Consider the following 17,691-nt stretch of genomic DNA (forward strand, 5'->3'; position numbering starts at 1 on the left):
ATATCTTTTTGTTGCGAATGCTATAAATATTGGGATTTGGAATTTTGAAAATATTGGAATTTCTGAAATTTATTAATGTTTTGGAAAAGCTCTTCGATTGAAAACCAAAAGTATTCCTACACCTGTAGAAATTGCCACATCGGCTACATTGAAAATAGCATTAAAGAAAGCAAAATGTTTACCCCCAAATAGTGGAAGCCACTCTGGAAGGTTTCCTTCCCAAATAGGAAAATAAAACATATCTACAACCAAACCATGAAACCAAGTTCCATATGGCGCTGGAGAAAAAATTGTCGCAAGATTATGGGTACTATCATCAAAAATAACTCCGTAGAAAACAGAATCGATAATATTTCCTGCCGCTCCAGCAAAGATTAATGCAATAGCAACTATTAAATAAGTAGAATAACGTTTTTTTATCGAATCAGAAAGCCACCAGCCAATTCCGAAAACAGCAAAAATTCTGAATACTGTCAGAATTAATTTTCCATACTCCCCAGGTATTTTTGTTCCCCACGCCATTCCTTCATTTTCAATAAAATGAATTCTAAACCAATCAGCAATTACAACTTCTTCACCAAGGATGAAATTTGTTTTGACATAGATTTTAGAAAGCTGATCAACAATTAAAACTAAGAATATAAGGAAATACGCTTTTCGTAATGACATTTTATGATTTTTTGATGGGCAAAAATAACAATTAAATCAAAAAAAACGCTCCTAATGGAGCGTTAATTCTTTTCTAACAAACTAAACAAGTTTATATGCTAATCTAAACCTGATAAAGTTTACTTCTTTACAGCAGCTTTTGCTGGTGTTTTTGGACTGTCGGAGAAGAAATCTGAAATTGATTTAAAAATTCCTTTACTCTCTTTTCCGGCAGCCAGCTTCTTAGCTTCTCCCTTCTTTACATCTGCTTTAAATTTAACGCGCAGTTTTTCAAATTCTTTCATTCTGCGTTCTACATCAGAGTTTACCTCTTTGAATTTCAGTACTTTAGCCATAATGTAAGTTTTTCGTAGTAAATAATTTAAATTATTACTGATTTGGTACTGCAATGATACATAATTTAATTTATATTTGTTAATAAAAATTAACACTTGTTTAGGATAAATACAAATTAATTTTTAAAACCAAATACCAAATAAACTGAATTTAACATTCCTCCCAAAATCCTACAAATTATGAATGAAATCACTACTACTTTAAATGACTTTCTTGTTAGCACCAAATCTACTGCTGCATTAATTTTGAACGGAAAAGGAAAACTTATCACTTCCTTAAATCTTGACTACGGCGACAGCATTGCCGCGATGAGCGCTGCCATTTTATCCATGAGCGAAAAATTCTTAATTGATTTAGAAAAGGGTGCTTTAAAGCAATTGTATCTAAAAAGCGCTGAAGGTGTAATTGTCGGAAACAAAATAAGTGGCTCTAACTTTATTGTTGCTTTTTCTAAAGAAGGGAGCAACTTAGCATTATTAATGCGTTCTACAGAAGAAGTTTCCGCAGAATTAAGCAAAAATTCCCTATTGAAATAACCATAAAATTCTATTAACAATTTAACCCTAGTGAACTATGAGCAATGATTTTTTAAACGTATTTTTAAGCGAAATGAAAAGCAACGTAAACGGCTTTATCGCTGTAGCAGTAACAGAAATTGAATCTGGATTAAGCTTTGGAAATTTAACAATCGACCCTAGCTTTGATCCCGAACTTGCAGCGGCTTATAATCTTGAAGTTGTAAAAGCAAAACTGAATGCAGTAAAAGCCCTAGGCTTAAACCAGGATATTGAAGACATTTTGATTACATTATCTAATCAGATTCACATTATCGACATTTCTCCTAACAAAAAATTCATGATCTATCTTGCAGCTGATGCTTCAAAAGCAAATTTAGGTATGACAAGAGCTATTTTAAGAAAACACAAAGCTGATGTTGAAAAGAATCTAGCATAACATTTTTACTTTAAAAAAAACCGCCTCTAATCAAGGCGTTTTTTTTGGCCTATTCTTAAAAAATCTTAAGTAATTCTACCCGTTTTATTCTTACAAAAAAAGTCGTCTTTGAATTTAATTTATTTTGATTAATTATAAATAATTTCTTTCAATACGCCATTTCCCCAGTAAACTAGAACGTTAACAAACATTAAACAAAAAAAACGCCCCTTAAAAAGGAGCGTTTTTCTATTTAGAAGATATATCTTTAAAATTTATCTCTGCAAGTTTTTAGCTTCGATACTCATTGTTGCATGAGGAACGATTTTAAGCCTTTCTTTGCTAATTAATTTACCTGTTACTTTGCAGATACCGTATGTTTTATTTTCAACACGGAATAAAGCATTTTTTAAGTCACGAATGAATTTCTCTTGTCTGATAGCCAACTGAGAGTTCGCCTCTTTTGACATGGTCTCACTTCCTTCTTCAAAAGCTTTAAAAGTTGGAGAAGTATCGTCAGTTCCGTTATTCAAATCGTTCATATAGGCACTTTTGATCAAATCAAGATCTTCTTGTGCTTTTTTAATTTTTGCTTGGATTATCTCTTTGAACTCTGCTAAATCTGCATCAGAGTATCTTGTAATTTCATCTATCATTTTCTACGCTATTTTGAAATTAATATAATGGTTCTAATGTCATCAAACTCAATTTCTGTGCCGTTTTCTAACGTGTCAGCAAAAACCAGTTCGTCTGTTAATGTTTCAGACTTAATATAGTCTTCATTTTTCGAAACTGCATCTTCTAAAATGCCGTCTCTTTTTATTTGAACTTTAATCTTATCCGTAACCTCAAATCCTGAATCTTTACGGATGTTTTGTATTCTATTTACTAATTCTCTGGCGATACCTTCGTTTTTCAATTCTTCGGTAAGTGTAATGTCAAGCGCAACTGTTATTCCGTTTGAATTAGCAACTAACCATCCTTCGATATCTTGCGATGTAATTTCCACATCTTCTAGTGATAAAGTTACACTATTTCCTGCAATAACAATATCTAGCGTCCCTTGCTTGTCCAACTGATTGATCTGCTCTGCAGAAAAACCTTGTATCTCCTTAGAAATCAAGCCCATGTCTTTTCCAAAACGTGGTCCAAGAGCTTTAAAATTAGGCTTAATTTGTTTTACCAAAATACCCGAAGCATCATCTAAAAGTTCGATTTCTTTAACATTTACCTCAGCTTTTACAAGGTCAGAAATTGCTTCGATTTCTGCACGCTGATTATCGTCAAGTACCGGAATCATTACCTTTTGCAGAGGTTGACGAACTTTAATCATCTCTTTTTTACGTAGTGATAAAACTAAAGAAGAGATGGTTTGCGCCTTCTGCATTTTGCTTTCCAACGTTTTATTAACAAAGTTTTCGACAAATTTTGGGAATTCAGCCAAGTGAACACTAGCAAAATCCTCGGTTCCCGTAGATGACGTTAAATCTCTGTACAATTTATCCATAAAAAATGGAGCTACCGGAGCGCTCAATTTGCTTATAGTCAATAAACAAGTATAAAGCGTTTGGTAAGCTGCAATTTTATCTTTTGCATATTCTCCTTTCCAGAAACGACGACGGCACAAACGAACGTACCAGTTACTTAAGTTTTCCTGAACGAAGTCAGAAATTGCTCTAGTTGCTTTTGTTGGCTCATAATCTTCGTAGCATTCATCAACAAATTTGATTAACGAATGTAATTCAGAAATAATCCACTGATCGATTTCTGGTCTTTCGTTTAACGGAATTTCAGCTTCAGCATATTTAAATCCGTCGATGTTAGCATATAACGAGAAGAATGAATAGGTATTGTAAAGCGTTCCGAAGAATTTACGTTTCACCTCAGCAATTCCTTCAAGGTCAAACTTCAAGTTATCCCACGGATTTGCATTCATAATCATATACCAACGCGTAGCATCTGGGCCGTTTTCTGCAATGGTTTTAAATGGGTCTATCGTATTTCCTTTACTCTTAGACATTTTAATTCCGTTTTTATCCAAAACAAGACCATTTGAAACTACGTTTTTATATGCAATTTTATCAAAAACTAAAGTTCCGATAGCGTGCAAGGTATAAAACCATCCACGTGTCTGGTCTACTCCTTCGGCAATGAAATTCGCTGGAAAATCTTTATTTCCGTCAATTTTGTCTTTGTTTTCAAAAGGATAGTGCCATTGTGCATAAGGCATTGCTCCAGAATCGAACCAAACGTCAATTAGATCACTTTCGCGCTTCATTGGTTTTCCAGAAGCCGAAACCAAAGTGATAGCATCAACAACATTTTTATGCAAATCGATTAAATCGTAATTTGATTCAGACATATTTCCGATTTCAAATCCTTTAAACGGATTTTCTTTTTGGAAACCTGCTTCGATTGATTTTTCGATTGCATTGTACAATTCTTCAACAGAACCGATAATAACTTCTTCCGTTTTATCTTCTGTTCTCCAAATTGGCAACGGAATACCCCAATATCTAGAACGAGATAAGTTCCAATCATTAGCATTTTTAAGCCAATTTCCAAAACGTCCTTCACCAGTAGATTTAGGTTTCCAATTGATAGTTTCGTTCAGGTCGAACATTCTATCTTTTACATCGGTTACTTTGATGAACCATGAATCTAGAGGATAGTATAATAACGGCTCATCTGTTCTCCAGCTGTGTGGATAACTGTGCACGTATTTTTCAACTTTAAAAGCTTTGTTTTCTTCTTTCAGACGAATAGCGATTTCAACATCTACAGATTTCTCTGGAGCTTGTCCTGCATCGTAATATTCGTTTTTAACATATTTACCAGCTAAATCACCTACATGAGAAGTGAATTTTCCTTGTAAGTCAACCAAAGGCACTGCAGTTCCGTTTTCGTCTAAAACTAACATTGGCGGAACTTCTGGTTTTGCTTCTTTTGCTACTTTAGCATCATCTGCACCAAAAGTCGGCGCTGTATGCACGATTCCTGTCCCGTCTTCTGTTGTAACGAAATCTCCAGAAATTACTCTAAACGCATTTTCAGCATTTTGGTACGGCAATACGTAAGGCAATAATTGTTCGTAACGGATTTCTACTAAATCTGCTCCTTTTGCTTCAGTTAAGATTTTGTATGGAAGTTTTTTGTCGCCATTTTTCACATTGTCAAAATCAGCGTCATCTTCACTTACAAAATATCCTTTTCCGAATTGTTTTCCAACTAAGTTTTTAGCCAAAATCACATTGATTGGCTCAAAAGTATATTGATTGAAAGTTTTTACTAAAACATAATCGATTTTTGGACCAACTGTCAAAGCGGTATTTGACGGAAGCGTCCAAGGAGTTGTCGTCCAAGCTAAAATGTGAATATCTCCAAAACCTTGCAAAAAGCTCGGAAGCGTTTCTGGCAAAGTTTTGAATTGCGCTACGATTGTAGTATCGGTAACATCACGATAAGCGCCAGGCTGATTAACTTCGTGAGAAGACAATCCTGTTCCTGCTTTTGGAGAGTAAGGCTGAATTGTGTATCCTTTGTACAACAAACCTTTATCATAGATTTGTTTCAAAAGCCACCAAACAGATTCCATATATTTTGGTTTATAAGTCACATATGGATCTTCCATATCAACCCAATACCCCATTTTTTCGGTCAAATCATTCCATACGTCAGTATAACGCATAACGGTTTTTTTACACGCTTCGTTATATTCTTCGATCGAAATTGTTTTACCAATATCTTCTTTTGTAATTCCTAATTCTTTTTCGGTACCTAATTCTACAGGCAAACCGTGAGTATCCCATCCGGCTTTTCTTTTTACCTGAAAACCTTTCTGAGTTTTATATCTGCAAAAAATATCTTTAATCGCACGTGCCATTACGTGGTGAATTCCAGGTAATCCGTTTGCTGAAGGCGGGCCTTCAAAAAATACGAAAGGTTCGGCACCTTCGCGAGTTGTTACACTCTTTTCAAATATATTTTCTTTCTTCCAAAAATCAAGAACTTCAGACGCTACAGTTGGTAAGTCAAGTCCTTTGTATTCAGTAAATTTTGTACTCATTTTATCCTTTTCTTAAACGAGGTGCGAAAGTAAGGAATTTTGAGGAAAATAGATAAAAGATAAGACAAAAAAGACCGATTTCAGGAAATTTCGAGTAGATTCCGCAATAAATAATATCCTTTTTAGTGATTTAAGAGAAAACTTCCTTTAAAACCTCTAAAGATTTAGGTTTTTTGAATCCTTCTAAGTGCAGACTATAGTAGTCAATTAGAATTTTCAAGAGGATTTGCCTTTCTAAAACATGAAAAACTTTTTGATCGTTATCAAATTTTAATTCCAATAGTTTTTTAAACAAATTGGTTTCGTGTTCTGATAAAACACTCGCTCCTTGAAAAAGTGCAAAAACACCTTCATTCATTTCAAAATGAGGCAAATTAATTTCTGAAATATCTGGATAAAAACCTAAATATTTGGTAATTTCTAAAAGCAAAATCAAATGAAAATTTGAAATTTCTTCATGATGGTCCAGCCAAGTCAGAGCGGTTTCCAAAAAAAGGAAAAGCTGCTCGTTTTTTTCTTCTTCCTGAATGGAATAATGAAGCATTTCAGACAAAAACATCACCATTGTACTTTTAACAATATCAGTATGGATAGTCTGAAACGGAACGGCTGTTTTTATTTCTTTAAAATTTTCAAGTGTTCCTTTATTTTTATGAACGGCTTCAATTTCTAAAATCGAAAAAGGCTGAAAATAAGCAATCTTTTGACTTGCTTTACGGCTGGAAAATGCATCGCGCACAAAATAAGATTTCAGTCCGCTAGAAAGTGTAAAGCATTTTACAATCAAGCTTTTTTCCTGAAATTTTATAGAAGAGATTACTATGGCTTTTGTTTTGACGAGCACTTTTTTAGACTTCTTAGATACTAGATTATTAGACTTCTTGGCTATTTGCTTTTGATACTTTTGACTTTCAGACTAACGAATAATCATTACTTTTTTGACTTTAGTTTCACCGCCATCTTCCGCAGAAATAAAAACCATGTAAACTCCAGAAGCTACTTTATATTTGCCAAAAGCGGTTGTGTCCCACTCGATTGTTCCTCCAGATGATGTTACTTCATAAACTAAATTTCCTTCGATATCTGTGATTTTCACATTGGCTTTATCGATCAGTCCAGCAACTTTAACAGTTCCGTTATAATTTGGACGAACCGGATTTGGATAAACATATGCATTACTCAAATCATCGTTTGCCTCTGTTGCAATTCCATTAAACGAAACCAGTCCTTTATTGGTTGCAATAAAAACTTCTCCTGTTTTAGCATTTATCTTGATATCATTTACATAATTGCTCGGCAGCGGAGAATTGTTTATAGTAAAATGATATTTGGTTTCCTGACCATTTGGAGAAACCATAAATACACCAGAATCTGCAGTACCAATCCATTTATTGTTTGCTCCGTCAACTGCTATTGAAGTAATAAACTGTTCATACAATAATTCCTGCGCCAAATCGTCTTCAGTAATAATAATTGGATTTGCTTTTAATTGACTTTCCGATTGAAAACTTCCAACATTTGATAAAACCCTAAGTCCTTTTGTAGTTCCAATCCAAAGCTGATTTTTTGTATCTAGTGCTACAGCTCGAACATCTGCTATTGGTAAATTTCCAGCATCAACACCAAAAGTCATTTTTTTGAACGTATTAGTGCTTTCATTAAACCCAACAACTCCACTTTTTAGAGTTCCAATCCACTTTACATTATTTCGATCTATGGCTATACTCGAATAGTTTTCTTCTTCAGCATTGTCTATAATCGAAGTCATGGCATAACTTCCCCATTGTCCATTTGTTTTTAAAACTTTCAGTCCATTTTTAATTCGGCTGTTTGTTACCCAAAGATTTGCAGATTTATCAAATGCTGTTGCATTAATACGAACATCAATATAATTTGGTCCTTCTGTAGTTATAGATTCTAAACCGCTATTTTTTTCATTGTATAAAAAATTAGGCACATCATTTTCAACTTTTACCAAACCAGAAAAGAATGAACTCGCATAAACTTGTTTTTCATTATTTGGATTAACAAGAACTCTTGTGATTGATTTTGCGTCATAGACTTCAGAATACGGAATGTTCAGCCAACCAGAAGCATTATACCTGCTAATTCCGTAATTATCTAAAGGATAAGGATTATACGAAACATCATAGTCGCCGTAAACTGTCCACAAAACACTAGAACCTGCATCTATAGCAAAAATATTGTTTCGAATTGGTCCAGCTGGCGTATTATTCTCAAAAGCGGCTACATTATTAAGAGAAGAAGCAAATAGACCTTTTTCTTTTGTTCCAATAAAAATCTGATTTCCAACAGCCGTTGCACAGCTAAAATTTAAAGTATTATCTAAAACTTGAGAATTTGAAATTTGTCGATTCAACACCATTTGATTATTATACACATAAACCGTATTGGCAGTTGTAATAAATAAACTATGATTTTTGGCTCTAGTATCGACTGCTGCTTGAGGCAATTGCAAAAATCCAACAAAAGTATTTAAGTTGAATCTATGAATATATCCTGAATCATTTATTGCGATAAGCTCAGTATCCAGAGTCTCTACGCTAGACCAATTTCCTCCATTTACAATCGACCACTGATTGTAATCTATAAGATTAGCATTTGTCTTATCTGCTTTTCTAATCCCACTTGATGTTGCAGCAAAAATAAATCCGTTATATAACGCTGTTTGTTTTATGCTTATTTCAGCTCCGTTGTCACCAATAAAATAAGTATCGCCAAATTGCGAAGTTTTCAAATTGAATTGCACAATTCCAAAATCACAAGAAACATAAACCAATCCATTATCTTCCATAAAGTGATTGATCTTTTTTGCATTTGCGGGCAGTTGTTTGTTAATGATATCAACTACTTTGAGAATACTTCCGTCAACATCATTAATCAAAATCATCAAACCATTTTCGTATCCGATTATCGTTTTTTTGAATGCCTCGCTATAATAAACCGCAGAAATGGTCTGACCTGATAGTCCATCGACGGTAGTTGTGGTCTTAAGAATATTTGTTCCTGTATTTTTTGAAAACAACGCATTTTCTGAAGCCGCAAAAACACTTGTAGCCGACTCAGAAATATCTTTTATTTCATTAAATGAAAAATATCCCTGCCAAGACAATTTGCCCTGCGCTCCGCAAAACTGTATGAGAAGTAAAAACAAACTGCAGAAAAATACTTTTTTCATCATTTAATGTATTCAATTAGGACAAATATACTACAATCAAGATTTTATTTAATTTTTAACACAAATAAAATACCCTCGATATCTTATCCAGACAATCGAGGGTATTTCTTATAGTAGTAAGTAAATCTTAAACAACACCTTGTGCAAGCATCGCATCGGCAACTTTCACAAATCCGGCAATGTTTGCTCCTTTTACGTAGTTCACATATCCGTCTTCTTCAGCACCGTATTTTTTACATTGGTTATGAATTCCGATCATGATTTCTTTTAATCTCAAGTCTACTTCTTCACTTGTCCAGTTCAAACGGATTGAGTTTTGAGTCATTTCTAATCCAGAAGCAGCCACACCACCAGCGTTTGCAGCTTTTCCAGGAGCGAATAACACTTTATTGTCTAAGAAAAGTTTAATAGCATCTAATGTAGAAGGCATGTTTGCAGCTTCAGTCACACATAAAACGCCATTATCTATTAATTTCTTAGCATCATCACCGTTTAATTCGTTTTGAGTAGCACATGGAATTGCGATATCTACTTTTACTTCCCAAGGGCTTTTTCCTTTATGGAAAACAGCATTTGGATATTTCTCTAAATATCTTTCTGCTCTATTATCTCCAGTAGCTCTCATTTCAAGCATATGATCGATTTTTTCTCCAGAAATACCTTCTTCATCGTAAATGTATCCGTCAGGTCCAGAAATAGTAACTACTTTACCTCCTAATTCATTTACTTTTAAAGCTACTCCCCAAGCTACGTTTCCGAATCCTGAAATAGCTACTCTTTTACCTTTAATCTCATGTCCGATAGTACGAAGCATTTGATCTGTAAAATAAACTACTCCATATCCTGTAGCTTCTGGTCTGATTAATGAACCTCCATAAGCTAAACCTTTTCCAGTTAAAACTCCAGTAAATTCATTTCTAATTCTTTTGTACTGTCCGAACAAATAACCAATTTCTCTTGCTCCAACGCCAATATCTCCAGCCGGAACGTCAAGATCTGGTCCAATATGACGGCATAATTCTGTCATGAATGACTGGCAGAAACGCATAATTTCTCCATCAGATTTTCCTTCTGGATCAAAATCAGATCCTCCTTTACCTCCGCCCATTGGAAGAGTTGTCAAACTGTTTTTGAAAACTTGTTCGAAAGCAAGGAATTTTAAAACTGATAAATTTACTGTATGGTGAAATCTAATCCCTCCTTTGTAAGGTCCAATTGCAGAGTTCATCTGAATTCTAAAACCTCTATTTACAATAATTTCTCCCTTATCGTCTACCCACGGAACTCTAAATATTATTGATCTTTCCGGTTCAGCGATTCTTAAAAGAATATTCTTTCCATCATATTTTTTACGCTCAGATATAAACGGAATTACAGTTTCTGCAAATTCTCTAACTGCTTGAAGAAATTCTGGCTCGTTTGGATTTTTTGACTCAATAAGAGCCATAAATTCATTTATTTTTTGTTCCATCTTTGAAATAAATTTTTCAGATAATTTAGATTTAATTTTTACTCTTATAAAAATAAGAAATCATGTTTAAGAAAACGTTTTCGTTTTAACTGACAAAGATATAGCAAATAATGATTCAATGTTACATTTTTCACTTTTTTGAATCGATTTGTGGTTTTTTCAAACATTCCAAAAAAAACACATTTTTCATGTAGGTGTTTACATGCAAATCACCTTTTAAAAGTTAGTAAATTAAGTATTTTGTTACTTATTTTTCAATACATCGATTTAATATTTTGAATCGATTAGGTTTTTTATATATTTGCCACGATTTGTAAGCCCCTAAAAATGTCTAAACACCTATTTATCACATTATTTGCCTTGTTCGGCATCTCAACTGCCGTATCAGCGCAAGGATTAGCCCAAGAGATCGGAATCTATGCAGGACCAGTAACTTTACAGTCCGATTTTGGAGAAAGAAACAACTTTGATAATAATGTCGGAAACACAGGTTTTGGCATTGGAGTCATGCACTTTATTAACTTCTCTGCCAATAACAATAGAGAAAATTATTTCACAGAACATTTTAAAGTAAGATCTGATCTGTCTTACAGCCGAACCAATTTAAAACATCATGGCAAATGGGTTGATTATAAGTCTAACGGATTATTTGCAACACAGTTGAGAAACATGCATGCCAGCTCAAGCATTGTAAGCTTGGGCACACAGCTAGAATTTTCTCCTTTTATGAAAATTCACGATTTCGAAAACACAATTGGTAGCTTCAGTCCGTATGGAGCTTTTGGGGTTCAAGTAAGCTATTATTCAGCAAAAGTTGGATCACATTTAGGAGACATTACATTTCCTGCTAATACTCCAGGAAAATATTTAACTCCATCTGACGGACGTGCACATGGATTCTCTACCGAAACCGGTGTAGCATTAGCAGCAACAGCAGCAATTGGAGTTCATTATAAACTGACTGAAATGAGTGATTTGATGTTTGAAACTCGTTTTCATATGTACAGCTCAGACTGGATCGACGGATTAAATCCAAACAAAGATATCTACAAAGAAAATAAATCTAACGACTGGCAAGTTTGGTTTAACTTCGGATACATCTACTATTTACAATTTTAAAAAAATTTTAAATCCAAAATATAAAAATCCCAAATTCCAGAACTATTAAAAAGTGGAATTTGGGATTTTAGTTTTATTGCAAATTCTTTTTTTAAGAAAGGGCTTGTTCCAAATCCGCAATTAAATCTTCTGCATCTTCAATACCAACGCTTAATCGAACCAAATCGTCAGTAATACCAACTTCTGCTCTTTTATCTGCAGGAATCGATGCGTGTGTCATTAATACTGGATGATTAGCCAATGATTCTACTCCACCTAAAGATTCGGCAAGAGTAAATACTTTCAGTTTCTCTAAAAACGCGATAGAATCTTCTTTTTTACCCGATTTAAAATCGAATGAAACCATTCCGCCAAAAGCTTTCATTTGCTTTTTAGCAATTTCGTGGAACGGATGATTCTTTAAACCTGGATAATAAACGGTTTTAATTTTAGGGTGATTGCTTAAAAATTCTACTATTTTCTCACCATTCTCACAGTGTCTTTGAACCCTTAATGCTAATGTTTTAATTCCTCTTAAAACTAAAAAACTATCCATTGGACCAAGTGTGGCTCCAGTTGCAAATTGCTGGAAATGCAATTGATCTCCAAGTGCTGCGTCTTTTACAATTAAAGCACCGGCAATAACATCAGAATGTCCGCCTAAATATTTTGTTGCAGAGTGCATTACAATATCTGCTCCTAAATCTAAAGGTTTTTGTAAATATGGAGTCGCAAAAGTATTATCTACAGCAAGAAGAATTTTTTTCTCTTGAGTAATTTTTGCTATTTCCTGAATATCTGCCAATTTCATCAACGGGTTTGTCGGAGTTTCAACCCAGATTAATTTGGTGTTTTCGTTGATTAAGCTTTTGAATTTTTCAATATCAGTCATATCAACAAAATGAAACTTAATTCCAGAATCTTTATAAATTCTCGAAAACATTCTATAAGTTCCACCATATAAATCATCCATTGCAATGATTTCATCACCTGCTTTAAAAGATCTTAAAACACAGTCCGTTGCCGCTAGACCAGAAGAAAAAGCCAATCCGCGAGTTCCGTTTTCAATACTTGCCAACGCTTCTTCCAGAGCTGTACGAGTAGGATTTGAAGCTCGGCTATATTCGTAATCTGCCAAAGGTTTCCCCGGGCTTGATTGCACAAATGTTGAAGTTTGATATACCGGAGGCATAACCGCACCTGTACTTGGATCATGATGCTGACCACCATGTATTACTTTTGTATTGAATTTCATATAGTTATAAATTTTAATTCTGTAATTCTTTTACAAATTTACCGCTTAATTTATTTTATCGTGACACAACTTCTTACCTTTGTAGATAATTAACACTTTTTGATATGAAAAATTCCATATTTATAATCTTTTTGTGTTTGATTTTTACAAGTTGCAAAAAAGAGCTTTCATTTGAAAATGAAACATTTGAAGAGAAATCTACTGTACCGTGCGCAAATGACTGCCCAAAAATCACGATAGAAGTTCCTATTGCTAAAAATATTAAAGTAACATCAGACAGCATCAATAAAAAAGTCTTTGCTGTGATTAAAGAGATTGTATTTTTCGAAGAAGATTCAGTAAAAGTTGATGATTATAAATCGTTGGCTAAATCTTTTATTGCTTCATATGAAGAAATGCATCAAAAATTCCCAAATGACACTTTTGGTTGGGAAGCAAAAATTATTGGAAATGTCGAATTTGAATCTGACCAAGTTTTAAACCTTAAAATTGATCACTATACTTTTACTGGAGGCGCTCACGGATATCAAGGCTATCGATCATTGTTATTTGATAAAAAAACTGGTAAGACAATTTTCAACAAACAATTATTTAAAAACGAAAATGAGTTTAAAGCTTTCGCCGAAAAAACTTTTAGAGCAAAATATAAAATTCCTGAAAAAGCCAATATTAATGCTACTGGCTTGATGTTCGAAAATGATAAATTTCAACTGCCTCAAAACATTTTTTATACCTCTGCAGGTTTACTTTTATATTACAATTCATACGAAGCCGCATCTTACGCAGATGGTCCAAAAGAGCTTATATTTCCCTATGAAGAAGTAAAAAAATATTTGAATTTTCAATAAAAAAAAAAAAAATAAATCAAGCCATTTATTTGGTTCCTGTATATCGTAGAGATGCACTGCAGTGCGTCTAACACAATCTTTGTCGATATGCTGGACGTAGACGCACTGCAGTGCATCTCTACAGTAAATCTCAGAATCTTAGTATCTCAGCAACTTAGAACCTTTTCTACTGAACATCATATTTCATTTTACGCAAAACCCTCAAAGCTTCTTTAAAAGAAGAATAAATATTTTTATACGGCTTTAAAAGTAGTTTAGCGTCAATCAATTTTTGTCTGGCATCTTCAAAACCATTCAAATGACAAATCATAAAAGTAGAAGGCAGATTCTCTAGGTCTTTCATTTCACGCTCAGATAATGACATCTCTTTTTCAAGTTTTCTTAGCAGAGCTATATTAGAATTATAAATGTGATGTAACATTTTTCTGTTGAATTCTGGTGGCTGAAAAAGCATTTGACGATCGATTTTATAATAACCATTGTCAAAAAAATGAATCGTTTGTTCTTCAAGCGGATAATAACTCGTTTTGTCATTCAACCCCAAAGGAACATATTCTGTGATTGTAAAAGTATCGTCATTATAATCTATCGTGACAACGTCTTGCGCAGAATAAAAAAGCTTAATCTGTTCGTTTATCAATTCGATATCTACACGCGACAAATACGTTTTTTCACGAAGTTTTTTTGGAACTCCAGCCCAGCAGATTACAAACAACTCTTTAAAAACATGATATTTTGGCGACATATCTTTATGCCTGAAATTCATAAAATCGATAACCCCATCTAAAGTATATTGAATGCTGTTTCGAGAGCTATTTTCAATCCCGATTACAGTTTCTGTATTCTGATTGCTTTTTTCGATTTCCTCGTGTTCTTCGAGCGGAATCGAATTACTGCCACGTCTTATGAAAACGCTATTCGCTAAAATGGTATGAATTCCTTTTTTAAAGTATGAGATTTTACTTTTAGGTTTAATGGTAACCAGACCGATTACTTTATCTTTTGGAAGGTTTGGAAAAGGGACGTTTTCGTACTGAATTTTTGGAGGGTTTTCTAAAAATGCATTCACCAAATTTTGAATTCGGCTATCATCGAAGAAATCATCTCCAACAATTTCGTTATCTTGATCTTCTACTCCAACTACAATATAAGAATTATTGTTCGGATTGGAATTTGATAGCGCGCAAATGTGTTTTAAAAACTTTCCTTTCCCTTCTCTCGAATGAAGATTCAACTGCCTTTTCTTATCATAAAAACTGCTTTCGTCATTATGAGCGAGGAGATTTTTAATTAAAAGGCGCTTATTAATCATTCTTTCTAGATTATTAGACTGACTTAGATTTTTAGACTTCTTAGATTGATTTTCAGTTTTCTAAATTAAACTAAAGATCTAACTTCTAAGAAGTCTAACTATCTAATTTTTAAATATTTTTCTTCACAATCGTCGAAGACGCCTGAGCCGTACTCATGACAACCAAATCAGCAATATTAACATGATACGGTCTTGAAACTACAAAATGAATAATATCAGCAATATCTTCTGCCTGAAGCGGATCAAATCCTTTGTAAACATTTGCTGCTCTTTCAACGTCTCCTTTAAAACGAACTTCACTAAATTCTGTCGCCACCATTCCTGGATGAATGCCTCCAACTCTAATACCAAACGGATTCAAATCGATTCGCATTCCTGCTGTAATGGCATCAACGGCGTGTTTAGAACCGCAATATACATTTCCGTTCGGATACACTTCTTTAGCTGCTGTCGAACCAATATTAATGATATGTCCCGATTGTCTCTCAACCATCTGCGGAATGATTGCTTTTGAAACATACAAAAGTCCTTTTACATTAATATCAATCATCGCATCCCAATCGTCTAAATCGCCATTTTGAATTGGATCTAAACCATGTGCATTTCCTGCATTATTAATTAAAACGTCGATTGTCGAAAATTCGTTTGGCAAAGCGCCTATTTTTTCTAGAACTTCTTCTTTGTTTCGAACATCAAATGCTAAAGTATGCACTTCTGTAAAAGCAGAAAGTTCTTTTTGAAGTTCTTCTAAACGGTCTTGACGTCTTCCGCAGAGAACAACTTTATAATTGTTTTTTGCTAAAATCTGAGCGGTTGCTTTTCCGATTCCACTTGTAGCACCAGTAATTAAAACTGTTTTTTTCATTTCATTTTTTTTATTTTTTGCCACAGATTAAAGGATTAAAATGATTCTTTTGAAATCTGTGAAAGTCTTTTAATCTGTGGTAAAATATTTTAATTCTTATTTTTCCATTCCTCCAAATTCAACACCATATTGAGTGCTGTCCAAGTTTCTCCATCGACTTCTCTCAAGTATTTTTTATCGGGATTAATAGTAAATCCAACTTTTTCATAACACTTTTGAGCTCCAATATTAAAGTCAAAAACATTCAATTCAATGTTTCTTTCTTTCCTGTTTTCAAAAATATATTGCAGCAATAGAGTTACCATCTGCTCACCAATTCCTTTTCCTCTTTGGTTTTGATCCATAATCAAGATTCGTCCTAACTTTGCAAAACCGTCGTAAAAATAAATTTCGCAATGTCCAATAGTATTTCCATTAGAAACATCTGCAACTCTAAAAGCAGTTCTATTCTTATCAGAAAGAGTTTTATCTATTTGACTTTCCGTTAAGGGAAAAGTGAATTCTGGTCCGCCAAATTGCATTAAATCTTTTGCGCTTTTGACAGAATTGATCAATTCAGAATAATCTTTTTTCTCAAATTTTTCTAGGTGTATCATTTTTTCAGAATCGTAAATTATGGCACATCGTCGCCCATACTTTCTGTCCAGATCGCAAACCAGTCTTGGTTATCCATTTCCAATTCTACAGCTTTCATCAAAGACTGAATTCTGGCAATGTTTACTGTTCCAGCAATCGGAATTATTTTTGCTGGATGTTTTAAAATCCAAGCCAATAATAAAGTATCAGAACCTAAATGGTATTTTTCTACCAACTCAGAAAACAGTTTTTTCAGACGACGTGTTTTTTTGGTATCTTCTCTAAAAACAGTTCCAAGCGGATTCCAAGACAACGGACGAATTCCATGCGCCTGCATATAATCTAAGCTTCCGTCTGTCATTGCTTCGTAATGCGTTGCCGAAAATTGCACTTGATTGTAGCTCACTTCTGTTTTCTGGCGAATTAATTCTGTTTGAGAACTTGTAAAGTTAGAAAGTCCAAAATCGATAATTTTCCCTTCTCCTTTTAACTTTTCAACTGCTTCTGCAATTTCGTCAGCCTGCATTAACGGACTTGGTCTGTGAAGTAAAAAAACATCTACATAATCTGTTTTTAAATTCTTCAAAGAAGTTTCCACAGACTTAATAATATAGTCTTTAGAATAATCGTAATGTTTGATTTTGTTTTCAGGGCGTTTTTCAGCAATCATCTGAATGCCGCACTTGGTAATTAATTGTAATTTTTCACGGTTGATCTTACTTGCGTGAAAGGCTTTTCCAAAATCGGCTTCGGTCGTATACGAACCGTAAATATCCGCGTGATCAAAAGTCGTAATTTTGTTTTCGATACTCACTTGTATCATGTTTTCCATTTCTTTGGTTGTAAGGTTTTTATCCCAAACTCCCCAATTCATAGTGCCCGAAATTATAGGCGATAAGACTGTTTTGCTCATAATAATTATGCGTTATTTTTGGTAATAATTATGCTTTTATAAAACATAATCATCAAAGTTCTTAAAAATATAAAAATAGATTCACAATTAGTCCTTAAAATTAGGTCATTGGTCGAAGTTTTAACCATTCTTTAACATCTTACTTCTCAA

16 protein-coding genes are annotated in these 17,691 nt (G+C 33.8%); 4 read left to right on the plus strand and 12 right to left on the minus strand.

From position 1 onward, the window contains the following. Window positions 1–72: 72 nt before the first annotated feature. Together ACNRYB_RS03135 and ACNRYB_RS03140 are read right to left on the minus strand one after the other, a co-directional pair. Window positions 73–669, minus strand: a complete 597-nt coding sequence (locus ACNRYB_RS03135) for a lipoprotein signal peptidase (protein ID WP_129746638.1) — start codon at window positions 667–669, stop codon at window positions 73–75. 119 nt (window positions 670–788) lie between these two features. Further along, complete coding sequence (locus ACNRYB_RS03140) at window positions 789–1,004, minus strand: hypothetical protein (RefSeq protein WP_129746639.1); 216 nt, start codon at window positions 1,002–1,004, stop codon at window positions 789–791. 180 nt (window positions 1,005–1,184) lie between these two features. Between ACNRYB_RS03140 and ACNRYB_RS03145 the strand changes: the two genes are divergently transcribed. Together ACNRYB_RS03145 and ACNRYB_RS03150 are read left to right on the plus strand one after the other, a co-directional pair. Further along, complete coding sequence (locus tag ACNRYB_RS03145) at window positions 1,185–1,541, plus strand: roadblock/LC7 domain-containing protein (RefSeq protein WP_129746640.1); 357 nt, start codon at window positions 1,185–1,187, stop codon at window positions 1,539–1,541. Window positions 1,542–1,578: 37 nt separating this feature from the next. Further along, on the plus strand, window positions 1,579–1,959 hold the full coding sequence (locus ACNRYB_RS03150; RefSeq protein WP_129746641.1) for a hypothetical protein: 381 nt from the start codon (window positions 1,579–1,581) through the stop codon (window positions 1,957–1,959). 254 nt (window positions 1,960–2,213) lie between these two features. Here ACNRYB_RS03150 and ACNRYB_RS03155 read toward each other — a convergent pair whose 3' ends face one another. The 5 genes from ACNRYB_RS03155 to gdhA all read right to left on the minus strand — a co-directional run bounded on the left by ACNRYB_RS03155 (window position 2,214) and on the right by gdhA (window position 10,674). Next, entirely contained in the window at window positions 2,214–2,594 is a 381-nt protein-coding gene (locus ACNRYB_RS03155; protein WP_012022792.1) for a TraR/DksA family transcriptional regulator, read from the minus strand. A gap of 8 nt (window positions 2,595–2,602) precedes the next feature. Further along, window positions 2,603–6,004 carry an isoleucine--tRNA ligase gene (gene ileS / locus ACNRYB_RS03160; protein ID WP_250348475.1) on the minus strand — a complete coding sequence of 1,134 codons (3,402 nt, stop codon included), beginning with the start codon at window positions 6,002–6,004 and terminating at the stop codon, window positions 2,603–2,605. Window positions 6,005–6,134: 130 nt separating this feature from the next. Beyond that, window positions 6,135–6,848 carry a DNA repair protein RecO gene (gene recO, locus ACNRYB_RS03165; RefSeq protein ID WP_129746643.1) on the minus strand — a complete coding sequence of 238 codons (714 nt, stop codon included), beginning with the start codon at window positions 6,846–6,848 and terminating at the stop codon, window positions 6,135–6,137. Between the two features lie 72 nt (window positions 6,849–6,920). Next, window positions 6,921–9,206, minus strand: a complete 2,286-nt coding sequence (gene porZ / locus ACNRYB_RS03170; RefSeq protein ID WP_473729203.1) for a type IX secretion system anionic LPS delivery protein PorZ — start codon at window positions 9,204–9,206, stop codon at window positions 6,921–6,923. 124 nt (window positions 9,207–9,330) lie between these two features. After that, window positions 9,331–10,674, minus strand: coding sequence for an NADP-specific glutamate dehydrogenase (gdhA, locus tag ACNRYB_RS03175; RefSeq protein ID WP_129746644.1), 1,344 nt, complete (start codon window positions 10,672–10,674; stop codon window positions 9,331–9,333). 327 nt (window positions 10,675–11,001) lie between these two features. Between gdhA and ACNRYB_RS03180 the strand changes: the two genes are divergently transcribed. After that, window positions 11,002–11,793, plus strand: a complete 792-nt coding sequence (locus tag ACNRYB_RS03180; RefSeq protein WP_129746645.1) for a THC0290_0291 family protein — start codon at window positions 11,002–11,004, stop codon at window positions 11,791–11,793. A gap of 91 nt (window positions 11,794–11,884) precedes the next feature. On the opposite strand, the gene ACNRYB_RS03185 is transcribed toward ACNRYB_RS03180, so the two are convergent. After that, window positions 11,885–13,027: a cystathionine gamma-synthase gene (locus ACNRYB_RS03185; RefSeq protein WP_473729204.1), complete on the minus strand. Its 1,143-nt coding sequence runs from the start codon at window positions 13,025–13,027 to the stop codon at window positions 11,885–11,887. 104 nt (window positions 13,028–13,131) lie between these two features. Here ACNRYB_RS03185 and ACNRYB_RS03190 point away from each other — a divergent pair, with 104 nt between their 5' ends. Then, window positions 13,132–13,875: a DUF3298 and DUF4163 domain-containing protein gene (locus ACNRYB_RS03190; RefSeq protein ID WP_129746647.1), complete on the plus strand. Its 744-nt coding sequence runs from the start codon at window positions 13,132–13,134 to the stop codon at window positions 13,873–13,875. Between the two features lie 166 nt (window positions 13,876–14,041). On the opposite strand, the gene ACNRYB_RS03195 is transcribed toward ACNRYB_RS03190, so the two are convergent. The 4 genes from ACNRYB_RS03195 to ACNRYB_RS03210 all read right to left on the minus strand — a co-directional run bounded on the left by ACNRYB_RS03195 (window position 14,042) and on the right by ACNRYB_RS03210 (window position 17,541). Further along, on the minus strand, window positions 14,042–15,187 hold the full coding sequence (locus tag ACNRYB_RS03195) for a DUF5929 domain-containing protein (protein ID WP_473729205.1): 1,146 nt from the start codon (window positions 15,185–15,187) through the stop codon (window positions 14,042–14,044). Between the two features lie 109 nt (window positions 15,188–15,296). Further along, window positions 15,297–16,052, minus strand: coding sequence for an SDR family NAD(P)-dependent oxidoreductase (locus ACNRYB_RS03200; protein WP_473729206.1), 756 nt, complete (start codon window positions 16,050–16,052; stop codon window positions 15,297–15,299). An 89-nt stretch (window positions 16,053–16,141) separates the two neighbouring features. Continuing rightward, complete coding sequence (locus ACNRYB_RS03205; RefSeq protein ID WP_473729207.1) at window positions 16,142–16,648, minus strand: GNAT family N-acetyltransferase; 507 nt, start codon at window positions 16,646–16,648, stop codon at window positions 16,142–16,144. Window positions 16,649–16,665: 17 nt separating this feature from the next. Beyond that, window positions 16,666–17,541, minus strand: coding sequence for an aldo/keto reductase (locus ACNRYB_RS03210; protein ID WP_129746652.1), 876 nt, complete (start codon window positions 17,539–17,541; stop codon window positions 16,666–16,668). Window positions 17,542–17,691: the final 150 nt, after the last annotated feature.

This window comes from Flavobacterium sp. CR10 (assembly GCF_055814415.1).

Excerpts from the sequence above, each read along its gene's own strand:
- ACNRYB_RS03135 (WP_129746638.1), bottom strand. The coding sequence starts at position 669 with ATGTCATTACGAAAAGCGTATTTCCTTATATTCTTAGTTTTAATTGTT.
- ACNRYB_RS03140 (WP_129746639.1), bottom strand. The coding sequence starts at position 1,004 with ATGGCTAAAGTACTGAAATTCAAAGAGGTAAACTCTGATGTAGAACGC.
- ACNRYB_RS03145 (WP_129746640.1), top strand. The coding sequence starts at position 1,185 with ATGAATGAAATCACTACTACTTTAAATGACTTTCTTGTTAGCACCAAA.
- ACNRYB_RS03150 (WP_129746641.1), top strand. The coding sequence starts at position 1,579 with ATGAGCAATGATTTTTTAAACGTATTTTTAAGCGAAATGAAAAGCAAC.
- ACNRYB_RS03155 (WP_012022792.1), bottom strand. The coding sequence starts at position 2,594 with ATGATAGATGAAATTACAAGATACTCTGATGCAGATTTAGCAGAGTTC.
- ileS (WP_250348475.1), bottom strand. The coding sequence starts at position 6,004 with ATGAGTACAAAATTTACTGAATACAAAGGACTTGACTTACCAACTGTA.
- porZ (WP_473729203.1), bottom strand. The coding sequence starts at position 9,206 with ATGATGAAAAAAGTATTTTTCTGCAGTTTGTTTTTACTTCTCATACAG.
- gdhA (WP_129746644.1), bottom strand. The coding sequence starts at position 10,674 with ATGGAACAAAAAATAAATGAATTTATGGCTCTTATTGAGTCAAAAAAT.
- ACNRYB_RS03180 (WP_129746645.1), top strand. The coding sequence starts at position 11,002 with ATGTCTAAACACCTATTTATCACATTATTTGCCTTGTTCGGCATCTCA.
- ACNRYB_RS03185 (WP_473729204.1), bottom strand. The coding sequence starts at position 13,027 with ATGAAATTCAATACAAAAGTAATACATGGTGGTCAGCATCATGATCCA.
- ACNRYB_RS03190 (WP_129746647.1), top strand. The coding sequence starts at position 13,132 with ATGAAAAATTCCATATTTATAATCTTTTTGTGTTTGATTTTTACAAGT.
- ACNRYB_RS03195 (WP_473729205.1), bottom strand. The coding sequence starts at position 15,187 with ATGATTAATAAGCGCCTTTTAATTAAAAATCTCCTCGCTCATAATGAC.
- ACNRYB_RS03200 (WP_473729206.1), bottom strand. The coding sequence starts at position 16,052 with ATGAAAAAAACAGTTTTAATTACTGGTGCTACAAGTGGAATCGGAAAA.
- ACNRYB_RS03205 (WP_473729207.1), bottom strand. The coding sequence starts at position 16,648 with ATGATACACCTAGAAAAATTTGAGAAAAAAGATTATTCTGAATTGATC.
- ACNRYB_RS03210 (WP_129746652.1), bottom strand. The coding sequence starts at position 17,541 with ATGAGCAAAACAGTCTTATCGCCTATAATTTCGGGCACTATGAATTGG.